This window comes from Mycolicibacterium elephantis DSM 44368 (assembly GCF_004014805.1).
In the GTDB taxonomy this organism is placed as follows: domain Bacteria; phylum Actinomycetota; class Actinomycetes; order Mycobacteriales; family Mycobacteriaceae; genus Mycobacterium; species Mycobacterium elephantis.
Window position 1 is genome coordinate 60,872 of record NZ_ATDN01000056.1, and the last position, 19,855, is coordinate 80,726.

Genomic DNA, 19,855 nt, shown 5'->3' on the forward strand with positions numbered 1-19,855 from the left:
CGAATTCACAGGAAGCCCACAGGTTCGTCCAGGTTGCTTACATGCGGAGCGAGGACAGTGGCGGAATGGCCATGCCCGCAGCCGCAGAGGCGAACCCGGAAGCCAGGGTCCTCGTCGTCGACGACGAGACCAACATCGTCGAACTTGTCTCCGTGAGCCTGAAGTTCCAGGGGTTCGAGGTCCACACCGCCTCGAGCGGTCCCGCCGCGCTGGACCGGGCTCGTGAAGTGCGGCCGGACGCGATCATCCTGGACGTGATGATGCCCGGCATGGACGGGTTCGGGCTGCTGCGTCTCGAATTACGCCGCCGCACCTGCCTTCTCGTTCGGCGGGGTGGGGTGGTGTCAGGTCAGCTCGGCCAAGGCGGCCTTGATCTTGGCCTGCGCCTCGTCCAGCGATTCCGGTGAGGGGTTGCGGTCGACGTGGGCGAACCCGAAGTCGGTCAGGTTGTAGGCCGGGAACACGTGCACGTGCAGATGCGGCACCTCGAGCCCCGCGATGATCACGCCGGCCCGCTCGGCGCCGAACGCCTTGCAGACGGCCTTGCCGATGAGCTGGCAGACCTCCATGACACGGCCGAACACCGCAGGCTCGACCTCCTGCCAGTGGTCGATCTCGGCCCGCGGCACGACCAACGTGTGCCCCCGCGTCATCGGTTCGATCGTCAGGAACGCGACGATCTCGTCGTCCTCGTACACGAACCTGCCGGGCAGTTCCCCGTTGATGATCTTGGTGAAGACCGTTGCCATGGGTCAGAGCATAGTGATGCCGGGTCGGCTACCCCTTCCGGATGAGCTCGTGGAGTTCGTCGACCGACCACGGCGGCGAGTCCCGATGGTCGCGGTAGGCGATGACGGCCGGGGCCGGCCGGTCGAAGCGTCCGACGAAACCACCTGCGGCGATGAAGATCTGTCCCGTCACCTCCTCGGCCAGGTCGCCGGCCAGATAGGCATAGGTGGGCGCCACATACTCCGGTGGCGGGGCGTCCAGCGCGGCCCGCGTGCTGGCGTCGTCCAGCAGCCCGCGCCGGTTCAGCGCTTCGATGTGGTCCTGGTACTCCTGCCCGGTGGACAACCTGGTCTTGGCGCCGGGGCAGACCACGTTGGCGCGGACGCCGTGCTGCTTCAGTTCGGCCGCCAGCGCCATCGTCAACGCATTGACGCCGCCCTTGCCTGCCGGGTAGCCGGTCCCGCCGTAGTCGCCGAGGAATGCGAACGAACTGGTGTTGACAATGGACCCGCCGCCCTGGGCCACCATCCGCGGTGCCGCGGCGCGGCACGTCTCGAACACCGTGCCGAGGTGCGCGTCGAGCAGATCACGGAACTGCGCGCTGGTGATGTTCAGGATCGACTCGGCGGCCAGCCCCGCGGTGCCGGCGCAGTTGACGAGGATGTCGATGCGGCCGAACTCGTCGACGCACTTGTCGATCAGCGCGTCGGCCAACTCCGGCTCGGCGGGCGACCCCGCCATCCCCACTGCATTCGGGATGCGTTGGACCGCTTCGGATACCGCGTCGGGGGCGCGCCCGTTGACCACCACGCCCGCGCCGTGTCCAGCGAGCAGTTCGGCCACCGCGAGCCCGATACCGCGCGTGCCGCCGACGACGACGGCGCCGCGCCCGGTCAACGGCGCGCTAATTGCCCTCGTCCACCTGGCCGAACTGCATGGCGTCCATGTTCCAGTAGCCGCGCAGGTTGGTCAGCAGGCCGTCGTCGTCGACCTTGTAGGTGAACACGCCGCGCACGGTGCTGGTCATGCCGTTCTCGAACTTGCTGCGCAGCACCAGGATATGCGCGATCTCGGTCGGCGAGCTCGACGGGAACGTCTCCTCGCAGGTGATGCGCAGGTCATTGGAGGCGATGTTGGCGTCGAAGAACGCCGCGACGGCCTCCTTGCCACGGATCCCGGTTCCGTCCGGGTTCGTGATCGCCTTGCCGATCGGATCCTCGATGACGACGTCGTCGGCCATCAGGGCCAGCCAGCCTTCTTTGTCGTGGGCGTGCACGCAGCGCCACGAGTTCTGCGACGCGGCCAACGCCGGTGTCTGCGCGACGGTTTCGGTCATGGTGTCACCGGTCGTCGTCGGTGTAGCGGATGACGCCGCGAATGTTGCGGCCCTCCAGCATGTCCTGGTAGCCCTCGTTGATCTGCTCGAGCTTGTACTGGCGGGTGATCATGTCGTCGAGATTGAGCTTGCCCGCCTTGTACATCGACAGCAGCTGCGGAATGTCGTAGTGCGGGTTGCCGCCGCCGAAGATCGTGCCCTGCAGGTTCTTCTGCATCAGCGTGAGCATCGCCAGGTTGAGCGTGACCTGGGTGTCCAGCAGGCTGCCGATCGCGGTGGCCACACAGGTGCCGCCCTTGGCGGTGATGTTCATGTAGTTGTCGATGTCGGCGCCGTGCAGCTCGCCGACGGTCACGATCACCTTGTGGGCCATCAGGCCCATGGTGACCTCGGCGATGCCCATCATCGCCGTCTCGATGTCCGGATAGACATGCGTCGCACCGAACTTCAGTGCCTGATCACGCTTCCACTCGACCGGATCGATCACGAAGATGTACCGGGCGCCGGCGTTGACGGCACCCTGCAGCGCCGCCATCCCCACGCCGCCGACACCGACCACCGCGACGTCCTGGCCGGGGCGGATGTCCGCGGTGCGGGTGGCCGAGCCGTAGCCCGTCGTGACCCCGCACCCGACCAGGCAGGCCACCTCGAACGGGATCGACGGGTCGATCTTCACGACGGAGCTCTTGTGCACGACCATGTACGGCGAGAAGGTGCCCAGCAGCGTCATCGGGTACACGTTCTGGCCCTTGGCCTGAATCCGGAAGGTGTTGTCGGAGACCGCCGCGCCGTTGAGCAGCCCGGCACCGAGGTCGCACAGGTTGCGCATGCCGGCCTGACACGATGGACAGCTGCCGCAGGACGGAATGAACGAGAGCACCACGTGGTCGCCCGGGGCGAGGTCATCGACGCCCGGTCCGACCTCGGTGACGATGCCGGCGCCCTCGTGGCCGCCGAGCACGGGAAAGCCGCCCATCGGGATACCGCCGGTGACCAGGTGGTGGTCGGAGTGGCACATCCCGGACGCTTCCATCTGGATCTTGACCTCGTCCTTGACGGGGTCGCCGATCTCGATCTCCTCGATCGACCACGGTTGGTTGAACTCCCAGATGAGCGCGCCTTTTGTCTTCATTCGTACGTGCCTTCCGTTTGAGCTTGTGCCCATAGACTAGAGCCATTAGTTAGATGCGTCACAGGCACCCCCAATCAACTGCTTGGCCGGGTTCACCAGATGGGCGCCGGCGCCTGTCCCAGCGGGTAGTAGCCCGGCAGCTTCTCGCCCGCCAGCGACCGCTCGATGCGCTTCTGCATGCCTTCCGAAAGGTCACCGGACTCGATGAGCTTCGCGTAGCCCTTGGCCACGTGCCCGAAGTCGAAGAAGTCACGCTGCCATTCGATCTTGAGGTCGGCGTCGAGGCGGAACCAGCTGCCCCCGATGCCGTAGATCTCGTCCTGGGTGCCGTCGGACTTGTTGACGATCTGCTTCCAGAAGCCGACGATCTCGCCGAGCTTGTCGTCGATGAGCACCCGCTGGTATTCGTAGACCCAGTTCTCCAGGCCCTCCATCTCCAGGCCGAGGGCCACGTCGCGGATCTCGTCTTTGCCGACGCACATGACGTCTTCCTTGGGGCCGATGTTCCAGCCGTAGGTGGCGTCCTCGGTGTAGAAGTCCGCCAGCGGCTTCCAGTCGCCGTTGCGCTCGGCCTCCCGGTTGGCCTCCAGCCATTCCTCGACCCACTGGTCGAGGGCTTCGCGGGGCAGTGACGGCATTGTCTACTCTCCTAGCTCTTTGATGACCAGTGCCCGGGTCGGACACATCTCGACGGCATTCTCGATCTCGGCGCGGGCCTCGTCAGGAGGTTCGGGGTCGAGGATCTCGACCTGACCGCGTTTGGGCACCCGGAAGTAGTCGGGCGCCTCGACCTCGCACATCGCGTGCCCCTGACACAGGTCGAGGTCGACTTCGATTCGGTAGGAACCCATCTGCGCCTCCTACTGGGTGCGCCTGCGGTAACGGGCCTTGGCCGGCCGCTGCAACTGCACGATCATCTTCGAGTGGTCGTTGCGGTACGTCTCCGGCGGCTGGGCCATCTCGAATTCGTACTCGCGCAACAGCACCGAGAAGATCGCCTTGATCTGTATCTGGGCGAAGGCGGCGCCGACGCAACGGTGCCTGCCCGCGCCGAACGGGATCCAGGTCCAGCGGTTGACGATGTCGGCCTGCTCCGGTTTGTCGTAGCGATCGGGCCGGAACGCGTCGGGGTCGGGGAAATCCTCGGGGATGCGGTTGCTGATGGCGGGCGACGCGGCGACGAAATCGCCCTTGTGGATGGGGAAGCCGGCCACCTCGAACTCACCCTGGGCCACCCGCATCAGGATGATCAGCGGCGGATGCAGCCGCAGCGCCTCCTTGAGCACGTTGTCGAGCTTGGGAATCTGGCGCAGGGCGTGGAAGCTGACCTCCTGGCCGTCGGCGTAGAGCTCGTCGAGCTCGGCCTGCACCTCGGCGTAGATCTCGGGGTGGCGGATCAGCTCGATCAGCGTCCACGCCGAGGTTCCCGAGCTGGTGTGGTGGCCGGCGAACATCAGCGAGATGAACATGCCGGTGATCTCGTCGGCGGAGAACCGGGCGTTGCCGTCCTCGTCCTTGATCGACACCAGCACGTCGAGCATGTCGCGGTCGGACTTGTCCTTGGGCGGGTTGGCCAGCCGGTGGTTCATGATCTCCTGGACCAGCGCGACGAGTTTCAGCCGCGCCTCGTCACGGCGCCGGAAGCTCTCGATCGGCAGGTACGGGTCGACGTAGCACAGCGGGTCGGTGCCGCGCTCCAGATCGTGGTAGTACTCGGCGAACCGGTGGTCGAGCTGGTTGCGGAACTTCAGCCCGATCAGGCACGCCGTCGAGGTGTAGATGGTCAACTCGGCGAAGAAGTCCAGCAGTTCGATCTCGCCCTCGTCGCCCCAGCCGGCGATCATCTTGCGGACCTCGCCCTCGATGGTGGTGGCGTGGCTCTTCATGTGCTCGCCGCGCAGCGCGGAGTTGTGCAGCATCTCCTTGCGCCGCTCCGGGCTGGCGTCGAACACCACCCCCTTGCCGAAGATCGGCGTCATGAACGGATACGCCTCTGCCTGGTCGAGATCCTCGTCGGCAGAACGGAAGAAGAACTCGTTGGCCTCGGCGCCCGACAGCAGGATGACGTGCTTGTCGACCAGTTGGAAGTACCCTACGTCGCCGCACTCGTCGCGGACGCGCTGCATCAGCCCGATAGGGTCGGTGCGGAACTCCTCGAGGTGTCCGTGTTCTTCCTCGCCGCCGGATACCCGGGGCACGATCGCGGTCGTCACTTCAGGTCCTCCTCGTTCAGCTTCAGCTGCTGTCGTTCTGCGGGCGCGGTGGCCAAGGGGGCTTCGGGCTGAAGCTCCATGTTCGCGATGAACCCGCCGCGCGGAGTCTCGGCCACGAACGTGATGGCGCGGGCCAGATCCGATGCCCGCAGGAAATAGTCGTGCCGAGCCTGGCCCCACTTGGCCCAATCCTCAAGGGCCGGACCAATCTTCTCGGCGGGCAGGCTCCAGCCCATGGCGGTCTTGGTGGGGCCGGGGTGCACCAGCGACGCACGCACGCCCGTGCCCTCCAGTTCCATCTGCAGGTTGTTGACCATCGCCACCAGACCGGCCTTCGCCGCGCCGTAGGCGCCCATGTGGGGACGCTGGCGCAGCGCGACATCGGAGCCGACGAAGATCAAGTCACCGCGCCGGCGCTCGATCATCCCCGGCAACACCGCGGTGGCCAGCCGGTTGGCGCCGACCAGATGGATCTGCAGCTGTGACTCGAACTCGTCGGTGCTGATCTCGTAGAGCTTGCCGAAGAAGGTGTCGCCGGCGCCGGCGACCAGTACCTCGATCTCGCCGAGCGCCTCGATCGACTGGGCGACAAAGGATTTGACCGAGTCGGCGTCGGTGACGTCGAGATGGAACCCGACGGCCTCACCGCCTTCGGCGCGGATCTTGGCGACCAGCTCGTCGAGCTTCTCGACCCGACGGGCCCCGACGGCGACCGGAAACCCGCGTGCCGCCAGCTGCAGCGCGGTGGCCTCGCCGATCCCCGACGACGCGCCCGCGACGATGGCGGGGCGCCGAGCCGGAAGTGGTTCGAAGCGCGGCATGTACGCGTTCCCCTTATCTGGTTTCGACGGTGATGGGCAGGTGGGCGAACCCGCGGACGTTGCTCGAGTGCACGCGCACCGAGTTGGCCTCGTCGACCTCGTAGCCACCGATTCGTTTCAACAGTTCGGTCAGCGCGACCCGCGCTTCCATGCGGGCCAGATGCGCCCCGAGGCAGAAGTGCGCGCCGCTGCCGAAGCTCATGAGCTTGGACCCGATGTCACGACCGATCAGGTACTTGTCGGGATCGTCGAACACCCGCTCGTCGCGATGTGCCGATCCCGGCAGCAGCAACACGACGTCGCCGTCGGGAATCCTGGTGTCGTACACGGTGAGATCGCCGACCACGGTGCGAGCGAGAATCTGACTGGAGGTGTCATAGCGCAACGTCTCCTCGACCCACAGCGGCACGCGGTCCAGATCGGCGTAGACGGGGGTCAGCTGGTCGGGGTTCCGATGCCCCCAGAATGCCGCGTTGGCAAGCAGTTTGGTGGTGGTCTCGTTGCCGGCGATGACCATCAGGAACATGAAACCGAGGATTTCGTCGTCGGTGAGCCGGTCACCGTCGATCTCGGCCTCGAGAAGGGCGGTGGTGAGGTCGTCGGTCGGCTTCTTGCGACGCTCGGCCACCATGTCCTGGTAGTAGACGATCAGGTTGATCGAGGCTTCCACGGCCGCCGGGGGCACGTCGGTGACACCTTCGTCGCGGTGCATGACACCGTCGGCCCACGCCCGCACCTGGGCGCGGTCGGCTTCGGGCACCCCCATCAGCTCGGAGATGACGTCCATGGGCAGCTTGCCCGCGAATTCGTCGACGTAGTCGACGGTTCCGGAGCCGGCCTTCTCCAACATGGCGTCGAGGTGCCGCACCGCGATCTCGGTGACCCTGGGCTCGAGTTCACGGATGCGACGCGGGGTGAAGCCCTTGGAGACCAGGCTGCGCAACCGCAGGTGTGCGGGATCGTCCATGGCCAGGAACGACATCGTCTTCGACGCGTGGGGGCCGCGCGAGGCCGGATCCAGTGACACGCCGTACTTGTTGGACAGCGTCGTGCTGTTGCGGAAGCCGGCCAACACATCGGCGTGCCGCGACAGCGCCCAGAACCCGAGCTCGTCGTTGCGGTACAGCGGCGCCTCGTCGCGCAGCCGCTTGTAGTAGGGGTACGGGTCTTCGTGGAAGTCGTAGTCGTAGGGGTCCAGCACCAGGTCGCTGGTCGGCACGGTCACTGTTCTTCTCCCAGGATGAGGCCGACCACATAGCTGAGACGGTCGGCGATCTGGCGATAGGTGAAGGCGCCGCTGCCCGCGTTGACCAGCGCGCCGAAGAACGTCATCTCCAGCGCCGACAACGCGCGTGGGTCGGCGTCGGGGCCCATGGCCGCGCGGATGCGGCGATGGATCTCCGCACCGATGCGCTCACGCACCCCGCGCACCGCGGGATCGTTGCTGCTCAGCAGGGCCGTCGTGCAGGCCGCGGCGACTTCGGGTTCGTCGGCGACCATCAGTGCCATGCTGCGCAGCGTCTTCTCCACACGGGCCAACCGGCTTTCGTTGACGTCGGTGAAGTACGGGACCTGACGCATCAGGTCCAGGTAGACCTCCGCGATCAGATGGTTCTTCGACGAGAAGTAGGTGTAGGCCGTGGCCGGTGCGACCTTGGCGCGAGCCGCGACCCCGCGCACCGTCAGGTCGGCGTACGAGGACTCGCGCAGCATCTCCATCCCCGCGGCGAGCACCCTGCGAAAGGTCTCCTCCTGACGCCGGTTGCGCGTGGTCTCCCCGGCCGCCTCGGCGGGCGTACCGGTGACCGCAAGCGCTGGATCGCTGGACACGTGTCCAAGCTATCCGATGAGGGCGTTCGCGGGCAAGCATGCTGGTAGGACAAGTCCCGCTTGCCAGGCCCGATCACAGGGGACTATGGTTCGACAGATATCTTCCGGACAGTTGTCCAGCAGCGTTCGATCGGAGGCCGGATGGCACTGCTAGCCAATCGCGAGAGTCAGTTGTTCATCGACGGCAAGCTCGTCGCGGGTAGTGCAGGCACATTCCCCACGATCAACCCGGCCACCGAGGAGGTGCTGGGCGTCGCGGCCGACGCGAACGCCGACGACATGGACCGCGCGATCGAGGCGGCGCGGCGGGCGTTCGACGACACCGACTGGTCGACCAATACCGAGCTGCGGGTGCGCTGCGTGCGCCAACTGCAGCAGGCGATGACCAAGCTCGTCGAGGAACTGCGAGAGATCACGATCGCGGAGGTGGGCGCGCCACGGATGCTCACCTCGGCCGCGCAGCTCGAAGGGCCGGTCGCCGACCTGAGCTTCTGCGCCGACACCGCCGAGAACTACGAATGGACAACCGATCTCGGCATCGCGTCGCCGATGGGGATCAAGACTCACCGCAGGCTGGCGCGCGAGGCCGTCGGTGTCGTCGGCGCCATCACCCCGTGGAACTTTCCGCACCAGATCAACCTGGCCAAACTCGGGCCCGCGCTGGCGGCCGGCAACACCGTCGTGCTCAAGCCGGCGCCGGACACCCCGTGGTGCGCCGCCGTGCTGGGGGAGATCATCGCCGAGCACACGGACATCCCCGCCGGAGTGGTCAACATCGTCACCTCCAGCGATCACGGGGTCGGCGCGCTGCTGTCCAGAGACCCACGGGTGGACATGGTTTCGTTCACCGGTTCCACGGCGACGGGGCGAAGCGTGATGGCCGACGGTTCGGCCACGCTCAAGAAGGTGTTTCTGGAACTCGGCGGCAAGTCGGCCTTCGTGGTGCTCGACGACGCCGATCTGGCTGGCGCCTGCTCGATGTCGGCGTTCACCGCGGCGATGCACGCGGGCCAGGGATGCGCGATCACCACCCGGTTGGTGGTGCCCCGGGAACGCTACGACGAGGCCGTCGACGCCGCCGCGGCGACCATGGCCGGAATCAAGCCGGGTGATCCCAACGACGCCGGAACCGTTTGCGGACCGCTGATCTCGGCGCGCCAGCGCGACCGCGTGCAGGACTATCTCGACTCGGCGATCGCCGACGGCGGCAGGTTCGCCGCTGGCGGCGGACGTCCCGCCGACCGCGACAAGGGGTTCTTCATCGAGCCCACCGTGATCGCGGGCCTGGACAACAACGCCAAGGCCGCGCGCGAGGAGATCTTCGGTCCGGTGTTGACCGTGATCGCCCACGACGGCGACGACGACGCGGTGCGCATCGCCAACGACTCGCCCTACGGCCTGTCGGGCACCGTGTTCTCCGCCGACCCCGAACGCGCCGCGGGCATCGCCGCCCGGCTGCGGGTCGGCACGGTCAACGTCAACGGCGGCGTCTGGTACTCGGCCGACATGCCGTTCGGCGGATACAAGCAGTCGGGCATCGGCCGCGAGATGGGGCTGGCCGGCTTCGAGGAATACCTGGAAATCAAGGCGATCGCGACAGCGGTCTGACTTTTCACCCGCCGAACGTGGATTACCAGCACGCGAAAGAGCGCAAAACGTGCATCAATCCCACGCTCGGCAGAGGAGAGGATAGGTAAATGGGGCAGTTCGACGACAAGGTGGCGATCGTCACCGGCGCCGGAGGCGGAATCGGCCAGGCCTACGCCGAAGCGCTCGCCCGTGACGGCGCCGCGGTGGTGGTGGCCGACATCAACACCGAGGGCGCGGAGAAGGTCGCCGACGGCATCAAGGGCGAAGGCGGCAACGCGCTCGCGGTGCGCGTCGACGTGTCCGATCCGGAATCCGCCAAGGAGATGGCCGCACAGACGCTGTCGGAGTTCGGCGGCATCGACTACCTCGTGAACAACGCCGCGATCTTCGGCGGCATGAAGCTCGATCTGCTGCTGACCGTGGACTGGGACTACTACAAGAAGTTCATGAGCGTGAACATGGACGGGGCGCTGGTGTGCACCCGCGCGGTCTACAAGAAGATGGCCAAGCGCGGCGGCGGCGCGATCGTGAACCAGTCGTCGACGGCCGCGTGGCTGTACGCCAACTTCTACGGCCTGGCCAAGGTCGGCGTCAACGGCCTGACCCAGCAGCTGTCGCGGGAGCTCGGTGGGATGAACATCCGCATCAACGCGATCGCGCCCGGGCCGATCGACACCGAGGCCAACCGCACCACCACGCCGCAGGAGATGGTCGCCGACATCGTGAAGGGAATTCCGTTGTCGCGCATGGGCCAGACCGACGATCTGGTCGGCATGTGCCTGTTCCTGCTCTCGGATCAGGCCAAGTGGATCACCGGCCAGATCTTCAACGTCGACGGCGGGCAGATAATCCGGTCATGAGCGACGAACTCAAGCTCGGGTACATCGGCCTCGGCAACCAAGGCGCGCCGATGGCCAAGCGGCTGGTCGAGTGGCCAGGCGGGTTGATCGTGTTCGACGTGCGCGCCGAGGCGATGACGCCCTTGGTGGAGTTGGGGGCCAGCCCGGCGGAGGATGTCGCTGGAGTCTCGGAGGCCGACGTCATCAGCGTGACGGTGCTCAACGACGAGCAGGTACGCGACGTGGTCGGTCAACTCGCCGAACACGCCAAGCCGGGCACCGTGATCGCGATCCACTCGACCATCGAGCCCGACACCGCACCGGAGCTGGCGGACCAGTTGCGGCCGAAGGGCATTCACATCGTCGACGCGCCGGTCAGCGGGGGCGCCGGGGCGGCCGACAAGGGTGAGCTGGCCGTTATGGTCGGCGCCGACGACGAGGCGTACGCCGCGGTCAAACCGGTCTTCAAACAGTGGGCGTCGCTGGTGGTGCGCGCGGGCGAGCCCGGCGCGGGCACCCGGATGAAGCTGGCCCGCAACATGCTGACGTTCATCGGTTTCGCCGCCGCCTGCGAGGCGCAGGTGCTGGCCGAGGCGGCGGGGATCGATCTGCAGAAGCTGGGCCGGGTGGTGCGGCACAGCGACGCGCAGAGCGGCGGCCCCGGCGCGATCATGTACCGCGACGACACCGAATCACTGCCGCCGGACCACTTTCTGCACGACCCGTTCGTCCACACCCGCGGGCTCGGGGAGAAGGACCTGAAGCTGGCGCTGGCGCTCGGTAAGGAGACCGGCGTCGACCTGCCGCTGGCCGAGGTCGCGCTGAAGAACCTGGCCGCCGGCCTCGGCGTGCCCCACAAGAAGGAGTGAGTCGGATGGACGAGCTGCGCCGCAAGGGCCTCGAGAAGATGAACGAGGTCTACGGCTGGGAGATGCCCAACATCGAGGGCGATCCGTACTTCGACCTCACCGTCGACCATCTCTTCGGGACTATCTGGACCCGCCCCGGCCTGTCGATGCGGGACAAGCGGATCATGACGCTGACCGCGGTGACCGCCGTCGGAAACTCCGACCTCGCCGAGATCCAGGCCAACGCGGCGCTGGCCAACGGCGAGATGACCGAGGACGAACTCAAGGAGATGGCGGTCTTTCTGACCCACTACCTCGGGTTCCCGCTGGGCTCGAAGCTGGACGGGGCCGTCAGCAAGGTGGTCAAGAACCGCAAGAAGGCGGCCGCAAGAGGACAAAGCGAAGACAAGAAAGCCAACGTCAACGCCGCGGTGAAGATGCACTCCGGTGGCACGGTGCACGACAAGCATGACAAGTAGGTACGCCGAGCTGTCGCGGGACCAGCTGGCCAAGCTGGTCCCGGAGCTGCTGCTGATCGGCCAGATGATCGACCGGTCCGGAATGGCCTGGTGCATCAGCAATTTCGGTCGCGAGGAGATGCTGCAGATCGCGATCGAGGAATGGATGGGCTCCAGCCCGATCTACACCAGGCGGATGCAGAAGGCGCTGAGCTACGAGGGCGACGACGTCATCACCATCTTCAAGGGCCTGCAGCTCGACATCGGCGCGCCACCGCAGTTCATGGACTTCCGGTACACGGTGCACGACCGCTGGCACGGCGAGTTCCAGCTGGACCACTGCGGCGCGCTGCTCGACGTCGAACCGATGGGTGAGGACTACGTGCGCGGCATGTGCCACGACATCGAGGATCCCACCTTCGACGCCACGGCCGTCGCCACCAACCGCAAGGCGCAGATCCGTCCCATCCACCGACCGCCGCGCGAGCCCGCCGACCGGCAGCCACACTGCGCGTGGACCGTGATCATCGACGAGTCCTATCCGCCCGTCGAGGACCACCCGGCGCTCGACGTGGTCCGCCGAACCCGTGCCGCGCGAACCGAACTCGACCCGATCGACGCCGACGACGAGGGGCAGGCGGACTACTCGGGGCCGCTGGTGTCGGATCTGGACTTCTCGGCGTTCTCCCGCTCGGCGCTGGTGCGCATGGCCGACGAGGTGTGTCTGCAGATGCATCTGCTGAACCTCTCGTTCGTCATCGCGGTCGGCAAGCGCGCAGGCACCGACACCGAACTGGCCACCGAGATCTGCACCAAACAACTCATCGGCGTCGCGGGATTGGGGGCCGAGCGCATCCACCGGGCACTGGATCTGCCCGGCGGTATCGAGGGTGCGGTACGGGTGCTGCGGTTGCATCCGCTGCTGAACCCGGCCGCCTACGTCGACGCCGAGTTCGGCCCGGACGTCGTGCATCTGCGACGGTCGGCCGCGCACGACGACGGCGCGTGGGCGTCGTTGGTGACACCGGACGAGAAGCGTCCGCTACAGGCGATCGTCGCCGCCGTCGATCCCCACCTTGACGTGGAAATCGCCGGGGCGGCACAGGACTGGACTGCGCGCGTGGTCGAAACCGACACCGCCGCCAAGGAATTCTCCGAGGTCTCGGTGGCCAAGGTGAGCGGCGGCGCGACGTTCGCGTTCCAGCCGCGCAAGTCCCTGCCGCTCACCGTGCTCTAGGCGTCGCGGGCGCCGCTCCCCAGTTCCTCATACTCGCCGGCGAGCGCACGTATCCGCTCGGCGATCGCGCCGAGATCCTCATGCGAGCGTTGAATGATCTCCGCGACGTCGCCGGCGCCCTTGCTGACCGCGGACCAGATCGTCTGCTCGGGGCCATCTGACGGGAATGTGCTTGCCGTTGCGTCGAGCACCCACTGTTTGACGGCGTCCAGCTCACGCCGCCCGGCAGCGACGACGGCCGCGGCGCGGTCGAGTTCGGCGGCCAGCCGCTGGTCCAGGTCGGCCAGCGCGCCGAGGGTCCGGCCGTGGCGGAGGTTGGCATCCGCGTACGCGTCGGCCGAGGTGCCGGTCCAGTCGGCGGCGGGGGCGGCCGACTCCACGTCGGCCTGTAACGACCGCAGCCGCGCGGTCCGGTCGAACTCGGCGCCGGCGTGCGGATCGCCCTCGCCGAACGTGGCGCGAGCACGCGACCACGTCGTCAAGAAACCCTCCAAGGCGCCCACGAGCACAAGTCTATGGCCGCCCGAGCCCTCCACCGAACGCCAAATTATTGCGCAGGCAGCGCGGCCCCCACCCACCGTCGCAGATAGTCGCGCAGCTCGACGCCCTGGCGCGGTGGACGGCCGGGATCGATGACGAACGACTGAATGATCCGCAGCAGGTGCTCGGCCAGGTCGTCGAGATCATCGTCGTCGAACCCCAACGCGGCCCAGTCGACGTCGAACCGGCGCAGCATCGAGTCGGCGAACCGCAGCGCCACGTCGGACGTCACCGTCTGGCTGAAGTCGCTGGCCCTGCCCGGCATGAGCAGCAGGCCGATGTGTTTGTCCTTGGGAATCCACTCCAGCGCCGTGGCGATGCCCTCGGCGACCGCCTCCCGCGGATCGGTGAGCCCCTGCAGGTGCTCGGCCAACCGGTCGAGGAAGTCGGTGGCGGCGCGTTGCGCCGAAGCCTGCAGCAGGGCGTCGGTGCTGGGGAAATAGCGGTACACCGTCTGCCGCGTCACCCCCAGCGTGCGGGCGACGTCGGCGATGGAGAACTCCGCGCCCCGTGCGTCGATCGCCTTGCCCGCGGCGTCGAGGATCCGGCTGATGGCTTCGTCGTCGGTCGCCGGCGTGGATCCGGACCAACCGTGGGTACGCACGGCGAGAATCATACTCAGCCGCGATAAGACACCTGCAGATCCTTGACACCGTTGATCCAGCCTGACCGAAGACGTTGCGGTTCAGACAGTTTGGCGATGTCAGGAATCTGCTCGGCGATCTCGTTGAAGATCAGCTTGATCTCCATGCGGGCCAGATTCGCCCCGATGCAGTAGTGCGCGCCGTGACCGCCGAAGCCCAGATGCGGGTTGGGGTCGCGGCTGATGTTGAACTCGAAGGGCGACTCGAACACCGATTCGTCGTAGTTGGCCGAGCTGTAGAACATCCCGGCACGCTGACCCTCGCGGATCGTGACGCCACCGAGTTCGGTGTCCACCAACGCCGTTCGCTGAAAGCAGTGCACGGGCGTGGCCCAGCGCACGATCTCGTCGGCGGTGGTCTCCGGCCGCTCCCGCTTGAACAGCTCCCACTGGTCGGGGTTTTCGAAGAACGCGTTCATTCCGTGGGTCATCGCGTTGCGTGTCGTCTCATTGCCCGCCACCGCCAACAGGATGACGAAGAACGCGAACGCGACGTCCTCCATGGATTCCCCGTTCATGTCCGCCTCGACGAGCCGGGTGACGATGTCGTCGGCCGGGCAGCGGCGACGTTCCTCGGCCATCGCGTAGGCGTAGCCCATCAGCTCGGCGTTGGCGGCCGCGTAATCGGTTTCGTAGTCCGGATCGTCGGTGTTCATGATGGCGTTGGTCCACGTGAACAACTTCTGCCGGTCTGCCTCCGGCACGCCGATCAGGTCGGCGATGGCCCGCAGCGGCAGGCCCATCGCGATGTCGTCGACGAAGTTTCCGGTCTCCTTTTCCCTGGCGGCAGCGACGATTTCGCGCGCCGCGACGGCGAGCTTCTCCTCCAGGGTCGCCACCGCCCGCGGGGTGAACAGCCGCGAGACGATCTTGCGCAGCCGAGTGTGCTCGGGTGCGTCGTGGTTGATCAGCAGCGCCTTGGTCAGCTCCAGCTGTTCGGTGGTGGTGCCGTCGGGCAACCGCATGACCACGCCCTTGCGGTTGGTCGACCAGCGGTCGCTGTCGCGGGAAATCGCCTTGATGTCCTCATGGCGGCTGATCACCCAGTACCCGCCGTCGTCGAAGATCGACTCCGGCTGCTCATTCCACCACACCGGCGCGGTCTTGCGCAGCTGGGCGAACTCGGCGACGGGGACGCCCTTGAGCAGGATGGCGGGGTCGGTGAAGTCCCATCCCGGCGAGAACGGGCATGTGCTCTGCGTCATGGCTTGACCATACACCCAGGTGTCAAGTGTATGGCCGTGGGCGAGCGTTTAGAGTTGGCGCTTGTGCGTGTCCTGGTGATCGGGTCCGGAGCCCGTGAACATGCGTTGCTGCTCGCGCTGCGTCGAGACCCGGAGGTCGAGGCGCTGGCCATCGCCCCCGGCAACGCCGGCACCGCGGCGATCGCCGAACAACATGACGTCGACATCACCTCCGGTGAGGCGGTCGCCGAGTTGGCTCGGCAGATCGGCGCCGACCTGGTGGTCATCGGGCCGGAGGTGCCGCTGGTGCTCGGGGTGGCCGACGCCGTGCGCGAAGCGGGGATCGCCTGCTTCGGGCCGACCAAGGAGGCCGCGCGCATCGAAGGTTCCAAGGCGTTCGCCAAGGACGTGATGGCCGCGGCCGGCGTGCGCACCGCGCGCAGCGAGATCGTGGACAATCCGGCGCGGCTGGACGCGGCGCTGGACCGCTTCGGGCCGCCCGGCGGCGAATCGGCCTGGGTGGTCAAGGACGACGGGCTCGCCGCGGGCAAGGGCGTCGTGGTGACCACCGACCGCGACGTGGCCCGCGCCCACGCGGCCAGCCTGCTGGAGGCCGGGCATCCGGTGCTGCTCGAATCGTTCCTCGACGGGCCCGAGGTGTCGCTGTTCTGTGTCGTCGACGGCGAGACGGTGGTGCCGCTGCTGGCGGCCCAGGATTTCAAACGCGTCGGCAACAACGACACCGGGCCCAACACGGGCGGGATGGGCGCCTATGCGCCGCTGCCGTGGCTACCCTCCGAGGTCGTCGACCGGATCGTCGACGAGATCGTGAAACCCGTTGCCGCCGAGCTGGTTCGCCGGGGCAGCCCGTTTTCCGGGTTGCTCTACACGGGGTTGGCGATCACCCCGCAGGGCCCGGCGGTCGTCGAATTCAACTGCCGTTTCGGCGATCCCGAGACGCAGTCGGTGCTGGCCCTGCTGGACAGCCCGCTGGGTCAGCTGCTGCGCGCCGCGGCCACCGGGACGCTGGCGGAGGTGCCGCCGCTGAAGTGGCGCGACGGTGCCGCGGTGACGGTTGTGCTGGCGGCGGAGAACTATCCCAGCCGTCCCCGGGTGGGCGACGTCATCGTCGGTTCCGAGGCCGACGGTGTGCTGCACGCGGGCACCGCCCGCCGCGAGGACGGCGCGATCGTGTCCTGCGGCGGCCGGGTGTTGTCGGTGGTGGGCACCGGGCCGGACCTGGCCGCTGCCCGCTCCGCCGCGTACGCGTTGATCGAGTCGATCCGATTGCCCGGCAGCCACTTTCGCACCGACATCGGGCTGGCCGCAGCCGAAGGCCGGATCACCCTTTAGGCGGGTACCCTCCCGCGCGAGCAGACGCGTACACCCCCTGAGAGGCCGGGTTTTGGGGGTATTGGCGTCTGCTCGCGGTTGAGCGGTTGAGGTGTGTAGGTGCCCTCAGGCGACCAGCAGCGGCGCGATCCACGTCAGCTCGGCAGGCAGCTGCGAACTCCAGAACCCGGCGTCGTGCCCGCCGGGGGAGAACCCACCCGCCGGCGGGCTGGGCAGCTGGGCGATGAACTGCTTGGTCGCCGAATAGAACGGATCGCTGTTGCCGCAATCGATCCGGATCGGAATCCGGCCGAGTTGCGGCAGGCCCCACACGCTGTTGGCCGCGTAGTCCTCGGCGCTGTCGAACGCCCCCGGCGCCGCCGCGCCCGCGGAGGTCCACAGCGCCGGGCTCACCGCGCAGATGGCCGCCGTGCGGGCCGGGCCCAGCCGGGCGCCGAGCAGAAGCGCGCCGTAGCCGCCCATCGACCAGCCGAGGAACGCGACCCGCGAGGTGTCGATCCCGTGTTCGCCCAGCATCGGGATGAGCTCGTCGAGCACCATCGCCCCCGAGTCCTCACCGGATGCGCGCTTGTGCCAGTAGCTTCCGCCGCCGTCGACCGCGACGACCGCGAACGGCGGCAGGCCCGCCGCCACCGCCTGGGACAGCCCCTGCTCGACACCGCCTGCCATCACGGTCGCGGCGTCGCTGCCCTTGCCGTGCAGAGCGATGACCGGCCGCAGCGCACCGGTCTGTCCCGGCGGGCGCGCGATCGCCCAGTTGGTGGCCGCGCCGCCGCGGGCCGCCGAGACGAACGACCCTTCGACGTACGTCGGCGCGGCGCGCGCGGTGGGTGGCGCCGAAAACGCGGCCACCCCAGCGGCCACGCCTGTCACACCGACGCCGAGACGCAGCAGCGCGCGGCGGCTCAGTTCGGGCATGGCGGCCATCATGCCACCGCCGCGGGAGCGCGATTCGAGTGAGTTATCTGAGTAAAGCCTGTTGATTGGCCGAAATGGCACTGGGAGACCGCCCGGGCTGGCAGCATGCTAAAGGTGACGGCAGCAGTCACTCCCAAGGGAGAACGTCGGCGGTGCGCGCTGGTCAGCGCCGCTGCCGATCTGCTGTGCGAAGGTGGCTTCGACGCGGTGCGGCACCGCGCGGTGGCCCGGCGCGCCGGGTTGCCGCTGGCGTCGACGACGTACTACTTCTCCTCGCTGGACGACCTGATCGCCAAGGCCGTCGAGCACGTCGGTGAGCGTGAGACCGAGCAGTTGCGGGCCCGGGTGGCGATGCTGCCGCGGCGCCGTCGCGGTGCGGAGTCGACGGCCGCCATCCTGGTCGACCTGCTGGTCGACGATGCGGTCGGGCAGCGGGTCAGCGAACGGTTGATCTCGCGGTACGAGCGCTACATCGCATGCGCTCGCCAGCCGATGCTGCGCGACATCCAACGGCAGATCCTGCGGCAACGCACCGACGCCGTCATCGAGGTCATCGAGCGGTCCGGCCGGTCGGTCCGTGCCGAGTACCTCACCGCTTTGGTCAACGCCGTCGACGGGGCGGTGGTGGCGGCCCTCGTCGGTGACGGCGAAGGCCCGCGCGCGTCGGCACGCGCCACGCTGATCGATGTGATCGACGTGCTGGCGCCGGTCGACGAGCGGATCGCGTAGCAGCGGGCCCGCGGACGATGGGCGCACCGGACACCACCGAACAGCAACCGGAACTACGACGAGTGATGGGCCCCGGCCTGTTGCTGATCTTCGTCGTCGGCGACATCCTGGGCACCGGCGTCTACGCGCTGACGGGTGATGTCGCAGGCGAAGTCGGTGGGGCCGCGTGGCTTCCGTTTCTCGTCGCGTTCGTCATCGCGACCATCACCGCGTTCAGCTACCTGGAGCTGGTGACCAAATATCCACAGGCGGCCGGCGCTGCGCTCTACGTGCACAAGGCTTTTAGCATCCAGTTCATCACGTTCCTGGTGGCGTTCGTCGTGATGTGTTCCGGTATCACCTCGGCGTCCACCGCGTCGAGCTTCTTCGCCGCCAACTTCGACACCGGGTTCGGGCTGGGCTGGGGCAAGCTCGGGATCGCCGTCATCGCACTGCTGTTCATGGCGCTGCTGGCGATGGTCAACCTGCGCGGTGTCGGTGAGAGCGTGAAACTCAATGTCGCGCTGACGTTCGTCGAGGCGACCGGGCTGATGCTGGTGCTGTTCGTCGGGTTGTGGGCGCTCACCCGCGGGCTCGACGTCGACTTCGGCAGGGTGGTCGCGTTCGAGACCGCGACCGACAAGAACGCGTTCATGGCCGTCACCGCCGCGACGTCGCTGGCCTTCTTCGCGATGGTCGGTTTCGAGGACTCGGTGAACATGGCCGAGGAGACCAAGGATCCGGTGAACGTCTTTCCGAAGGTGCTGCTTTCGGGCCTGACGATCGCCGGAGTCATCTACATCCTGGTGTCGATCGTCGCGGTGGCGCTGGTGCCGGTGGGCACGCTGGCCGCGAGCGACACCCCGCTGGTGGACGTCGTCAGGGCCGGTGCGCCGAACCTGCCAATCGAGGAGATCTTTCCGTTCATCTCGATGTTCGCGGTGTCCAACACCGCGCTGATCAACATGTTGATGGCCAGCCGACTGATCTACGGCATGGCGCGTCAGCGGGTGCTGCCACAGGTGCTGGGAGTCGTGCATCCGCGCACCCGCACGCCCTGGGTGGCGATCGTGTTCACCACGACGATCGCGTTCGGGCTGATCTTCTACGTGTCGGTGTTCGCCAGCTCGACCGCGATCTCCGTGTTGGGCGGCACCACGTCGTTGTTGTTGCTCGCGGTGTTCGCGATGGTCAACGTGGCGGTGCTGGTGTTGCGGCGCGACGAGCGCCGAGGAGGTCATTTCCGGACACCGACGGCGCTGCCGGTCATCGGCTTCGTCACGTCGCTGTATCTGGTGACGCCGCTGTCGGGCCGGCCGGCCCAGCAGTACATCCTGGCGTTGGTTCTCGTCGGGGTCGGCATCGTGCTGTTCTTCGTCACCATGCTGATCAACCGCCGGATGGGTGTGAAGGACGCGGGGTTGTACACCGAGGCGCATCTGGCCGACGCGCCGGACTAGCCTGCTGCCCACGGTG

22 protein-coding genes and 1 pseudogene are annotated in these 19,855 nt (G+C 67.4%); 9 read left to right on the plus strand and 14 right to left on the minus strand.

What is annotated here, in order from left to right:
• Positions 1 to 65: 65 nt before the first annotated feature.
• Positions 66 to 293, plus strand: a pseudogene (locus MELE44368_RS23115) (response regulator); the annotation flags it as partial.
• Positions 294 to 344: 51 nt separating this feature from the next.
• Here MELE44368_RS23115 and MELE44368_RS23120 read toward each other — a convergent pair.
• From MELE44368_RS23120 to MELE44368_RS23165, 10 genes are all read right to left on the minus strand, one after another.
• On the minus strand, positions 345 to 749 hold the full coding sequence (locus tag MELE44368_RS23120) for an HIT family protein (protein ID WP_128110624.1): 405 nt from the start codon (positions 747 to 749) through the stop codon (positions 345 to 347).
• 28 nt (positions 750 to 777) lie between these two features.
• On the minus strand, positions 778 to 1,626 hold the full coding sequence (locus MELE44368_RS23125; RefSeq protein WP_241566744.1) for an SDR family NAD(P)-dependent oxidoreductase: 849 nt from the start codon (positions 1,624 to 1,626) through the stop codon (positions 778 to 780).
• A 7-nt stretch (positions 1,627 to 1,633) separates the two neighbouring features.
• Positions 1,634 to 2,065 (minus strand): nuclear transport factor 2 family protein, encoded by a 432-nt coding sequence (locus MELE44368_RS23130; protein WP_128110626.1) that lies wholly within the window; start codon positions 2,063 to 2,065, stop codon positions 1,634 to 1,636.
• A gap of 4 nt (positions 2,066 to 2,069) precedes the next feature.
• On the minus strand, positions 2,070 to 3,197 hold the full coding sequence (locus MELE44368_RS23135) for an NDMA-dependent alcohol dehydrogenase (RefSeq protein ID WP_128110627.1): 1,128 nt from the start codon (positions 3,195 to 3,197) through the stop codon (positions 2,070 to 2,072).
• 92 nt (positions 3,198 to 3,289) lie between these two features.
• Positions 3,290 to 3,835, minus strand: a complete 546-nt coding sequence (locus MELE44368_RS23140) for a nuclear transport factor 2-like protein (RefSeq protein WP_128110628.1) — start codon at positions 3,833 to 3,835, stop codon at positions 3,290 to 3,292.
• A gap of 3 nt (positions 3,836 to 3,838) precedes the next feature.
• Positions 3,839 to 4,048, minus strand: coding sequence for a ferredoxin Fdx (locus tag MELE44368_RS23145; protein WP_128110629.1), 210 nt, complete (start codon positions 4,046 to 4,048; stop codon positions 3,839 to 3,841).
• Positions 4,049 to 4,057: 9 nt separating this feature from the next.
• Positions 4,058 to 5,410 (minus strand): lanosterol 14-alpha demethylase, encoded by a 1,353-nt coding sequence (locus tag MELE44368_RS23150; RefSeq protein ID WP_128110630.1) that lies wholly within the window; start codon positions 5,408 to 5,410, stop codon positions 4,058 to 4,060.
• Positions 5,407 to 6,231 (minus strand): SDR family oxidoreductase, encoded by an 825-nt coding sequence (locus tag MELE44368_RS23155; protein WP_128110631.1) that lies wholly within the window; start codon positions 6,229 to 6,231, stop codon positions 5,407 to 5,409. The genes MELE44368_RS23150 and MELE44368_RS23155 overlap by 4 nt, the downstream gene beginning before the upstream one ends.
• A gap of 13 nt (positions 6,232 to 6,244) precedes the next feature.
• A complete protein-coding gene (locus MELE44368_RS23160; RefSeq protein ID WP_409366150.1) occupies positions 6,245 to 7,456 on the minus strand; it encodes a cytochrome P450 in 1,212 nt (403 codons plus the stop codon).
• Positions 7,453 to 8,061: a TetR/AcrR family transcriptional regulator gene (locus MELE44368_RS23165; RefSeq protein WP_241566745.1), complete on the minus strand. Its 609-nt coding sequence runs from the start codon at positions 8,059 to 8,061 to the stop codon at positions 7,453 to 7,455. The genes MELE44368_RS23160 and MELE44368_RS23165 overlap by 4 nt, the downstream gene beginning before the upstream one ends.
• A 141-nt stretch (positions 8,062 to 8,202) precedes the next feature.
• Between MELE44368_RS23165 and MELE44368_RS23170 the strand changes: the two genes are divergently transcribed.
• From MELE44368_RS23170 to MELE44368_RS23190, 5 genes are all read left to right on the plus strand, one after another.
• Complete coding sequence (locus MELE44368_RS23170) at positions 8,203 to 9,669, plus strand: aldehyde dehydrogenase (RefSeq protein ID WP_128110632.1); 1,467 nt, start codon at positions 8,203 to 8,205, stop codon at positions 9,667 to 9,669.
• 89 nt (positions 9,670 to 9,758) lie between these two features.
• The gene (locus MELE44368_RS23175; RefSeq protein WP_128110633.1) at positions 9,759 to 10,511 is read left to right on the plus strand and encodes an SDR family oxidoreductase; all 753 of its coding nucleotides are present in this window, start codon (positions 9,759 to 9,761) and stop codon (positions 10,509 to 10,511) included.
• Positions 10,508 to 11,359, plus strand: coding sequence for an NAD(P)-dependent oxidoreductase (locus tag MELE44368_RS23180; RefSeq protein ID WP_128110634.1), 852 nt, complete (start codon positions 10,508 to 10,510; stop codon positions 11,357 to 11,359). The genes MELE44368_RS23175 and MELE44368_RS23180 overlap by 4 nt, the downstream gene beginning before the upstream one ends.
• Positions 11,360 to 11,364: 5 nt before the next feature.
• The gene (locus tag MELE44368_RS23185; RefSeq protein WP_128110635.1) at positions 11,365 to 11,817 is read left to right on the plus strand and encodes a carboxymuconolactone decarboxylase family protein; all 453 of its coding nucleotides are present in this window, start codon (positions 11,365 to 11,367) and stop codon (positions 11,815 to 11,817) included.
• Entirely contained in the window at positions 11,807 to 13,033 is a 1,227-nt protein-coding gene (locus MELE44368_RS23190) for a hypothetical protein (protein ID WP_128110636.1), read from the plus strand. Before MELE44368_RS23185 ends, MELE44368_RS23190 begins: the two co-directional genes overlap by 11 nt.
• Here MELE44368_RS23190 and MELE44368_RS23195 read toward each other — a convergent pair.
• The 3 genes from MELE44368_RS23195 to MELE44368_RS23205 are packed head-to-tail and all read right to left on the minus strand — an operon-like array spanning position 13,030 to position 15,421.
• Positions 13,030 to 13,536 (minus strand): EspA/EspE family type VII secretion system effector, encoded by a 507-nt coding sequence (locus tag MELE44368_RS23195; RefSeq protein ID WP_128110637.1) that lies wholly within the window; start codon positions 13,534 to 13,536, stop codon positions 13,030 to 13,032. The two genes, MELE44368_RS23190 and MELE44368_RS23195, sit on opposite strands and share 4 nt — an antisense overlap.
• 44 nt (positions 13,537 to 13,580) lie before the next feature.
• Positions 13,581 to 14,177, minus strand: coding sequence for a TetR/AcrR family transcriptional regulator (locus MELE44368_RS23200; RefSeq protein ID WP_128110638.1), 597 nt, complete (start codon positions 14,175 to 14,177; stop codon positions 13,581 to 13,583).
• 14 nt (positions 14,178 to 14,191) lie between these two features.
• Positions 14,192 to 15,421: a cytochrome P450 gene (locus MELE44368_RS23205; protein WP_128110639.1), complete on the minus strand. Its 1,230-nt coding sequence runs from the start codon at positions 15,419 to 15,421 to the stop codon at positions 14,192 to 14,194.
• A 63-nt stretch (positions 15,422 to 15,484) separates the two neighbouring features.
• Between MELE44368_RS23205 and purD the strand changes: the two genes are divergently transcribed.
• Positions 15,485 to 16,753, plus strand: coding sequence for a phosphoribosylamine--glycine ligase (gene purD / locus MELE44368_RS23210; RefSeq protein ID WP_128110739.1), 1,269 nt, complete (start codon positions 15,485 to 15,487; stop codon positions 16,751 to 16,753).
• A 105-nt stretch (positions 16,754 to 16,858) separates the two neighbouring features.
• Here the strand turns inward: purD and MELE44368_RS23215 are convergent, their stop codons facing one another.
• The gene (locus MELE44368_RS23215) at positions 16,859 to 17,680 is read right to left on the minus strand and encodes an alpha/beta hydrolase (protein ID WP_128110640.1); all 822 of its coding nucleotides are present in this window, start codon (positions 17,678 to 17,680) and stop codon (positions 16,859 to 16,861) included.
• A gap of 96 nt (positions 17,681 to 17,776) precedes the next feature.
• Here MELE44368_RS23215 and MELE44368_RS23220 point away from each other — a divergent pair, with 96 nt between their 5' ends.
• Together MELE44368_RS23220 and MELE44368_RS23225 are read left to right on the plus strand one after the other, a co-directional pair.
• On the plus strand, positions 17,777 to 18,400 hold the full coding sequence (locus tag MELE44368_RS23220) for a TetR/AcrR family transcriptional regulator (RefSeq protein WP_046754573.1): 624 nt from the start codon (positions 17,777 to 17,779) through the stop codon (positions 18,398 to 18,400).
• A 17-nt stretch (positions 18,401 to 18,417) separates the two neighbouring features.
• Positions 18,418 to 19,839, plus strand: coding sequence for an APC family permease (locus MELE44368_RS23225; protein WP_128110641.1), 1,422 nt, complete (start codon positions 18,418 to 18,420; stop codon positions 19,837 to 19,839).
• Positions 19,840 to 19,855 lie beyond the last annotated feature (16 nt).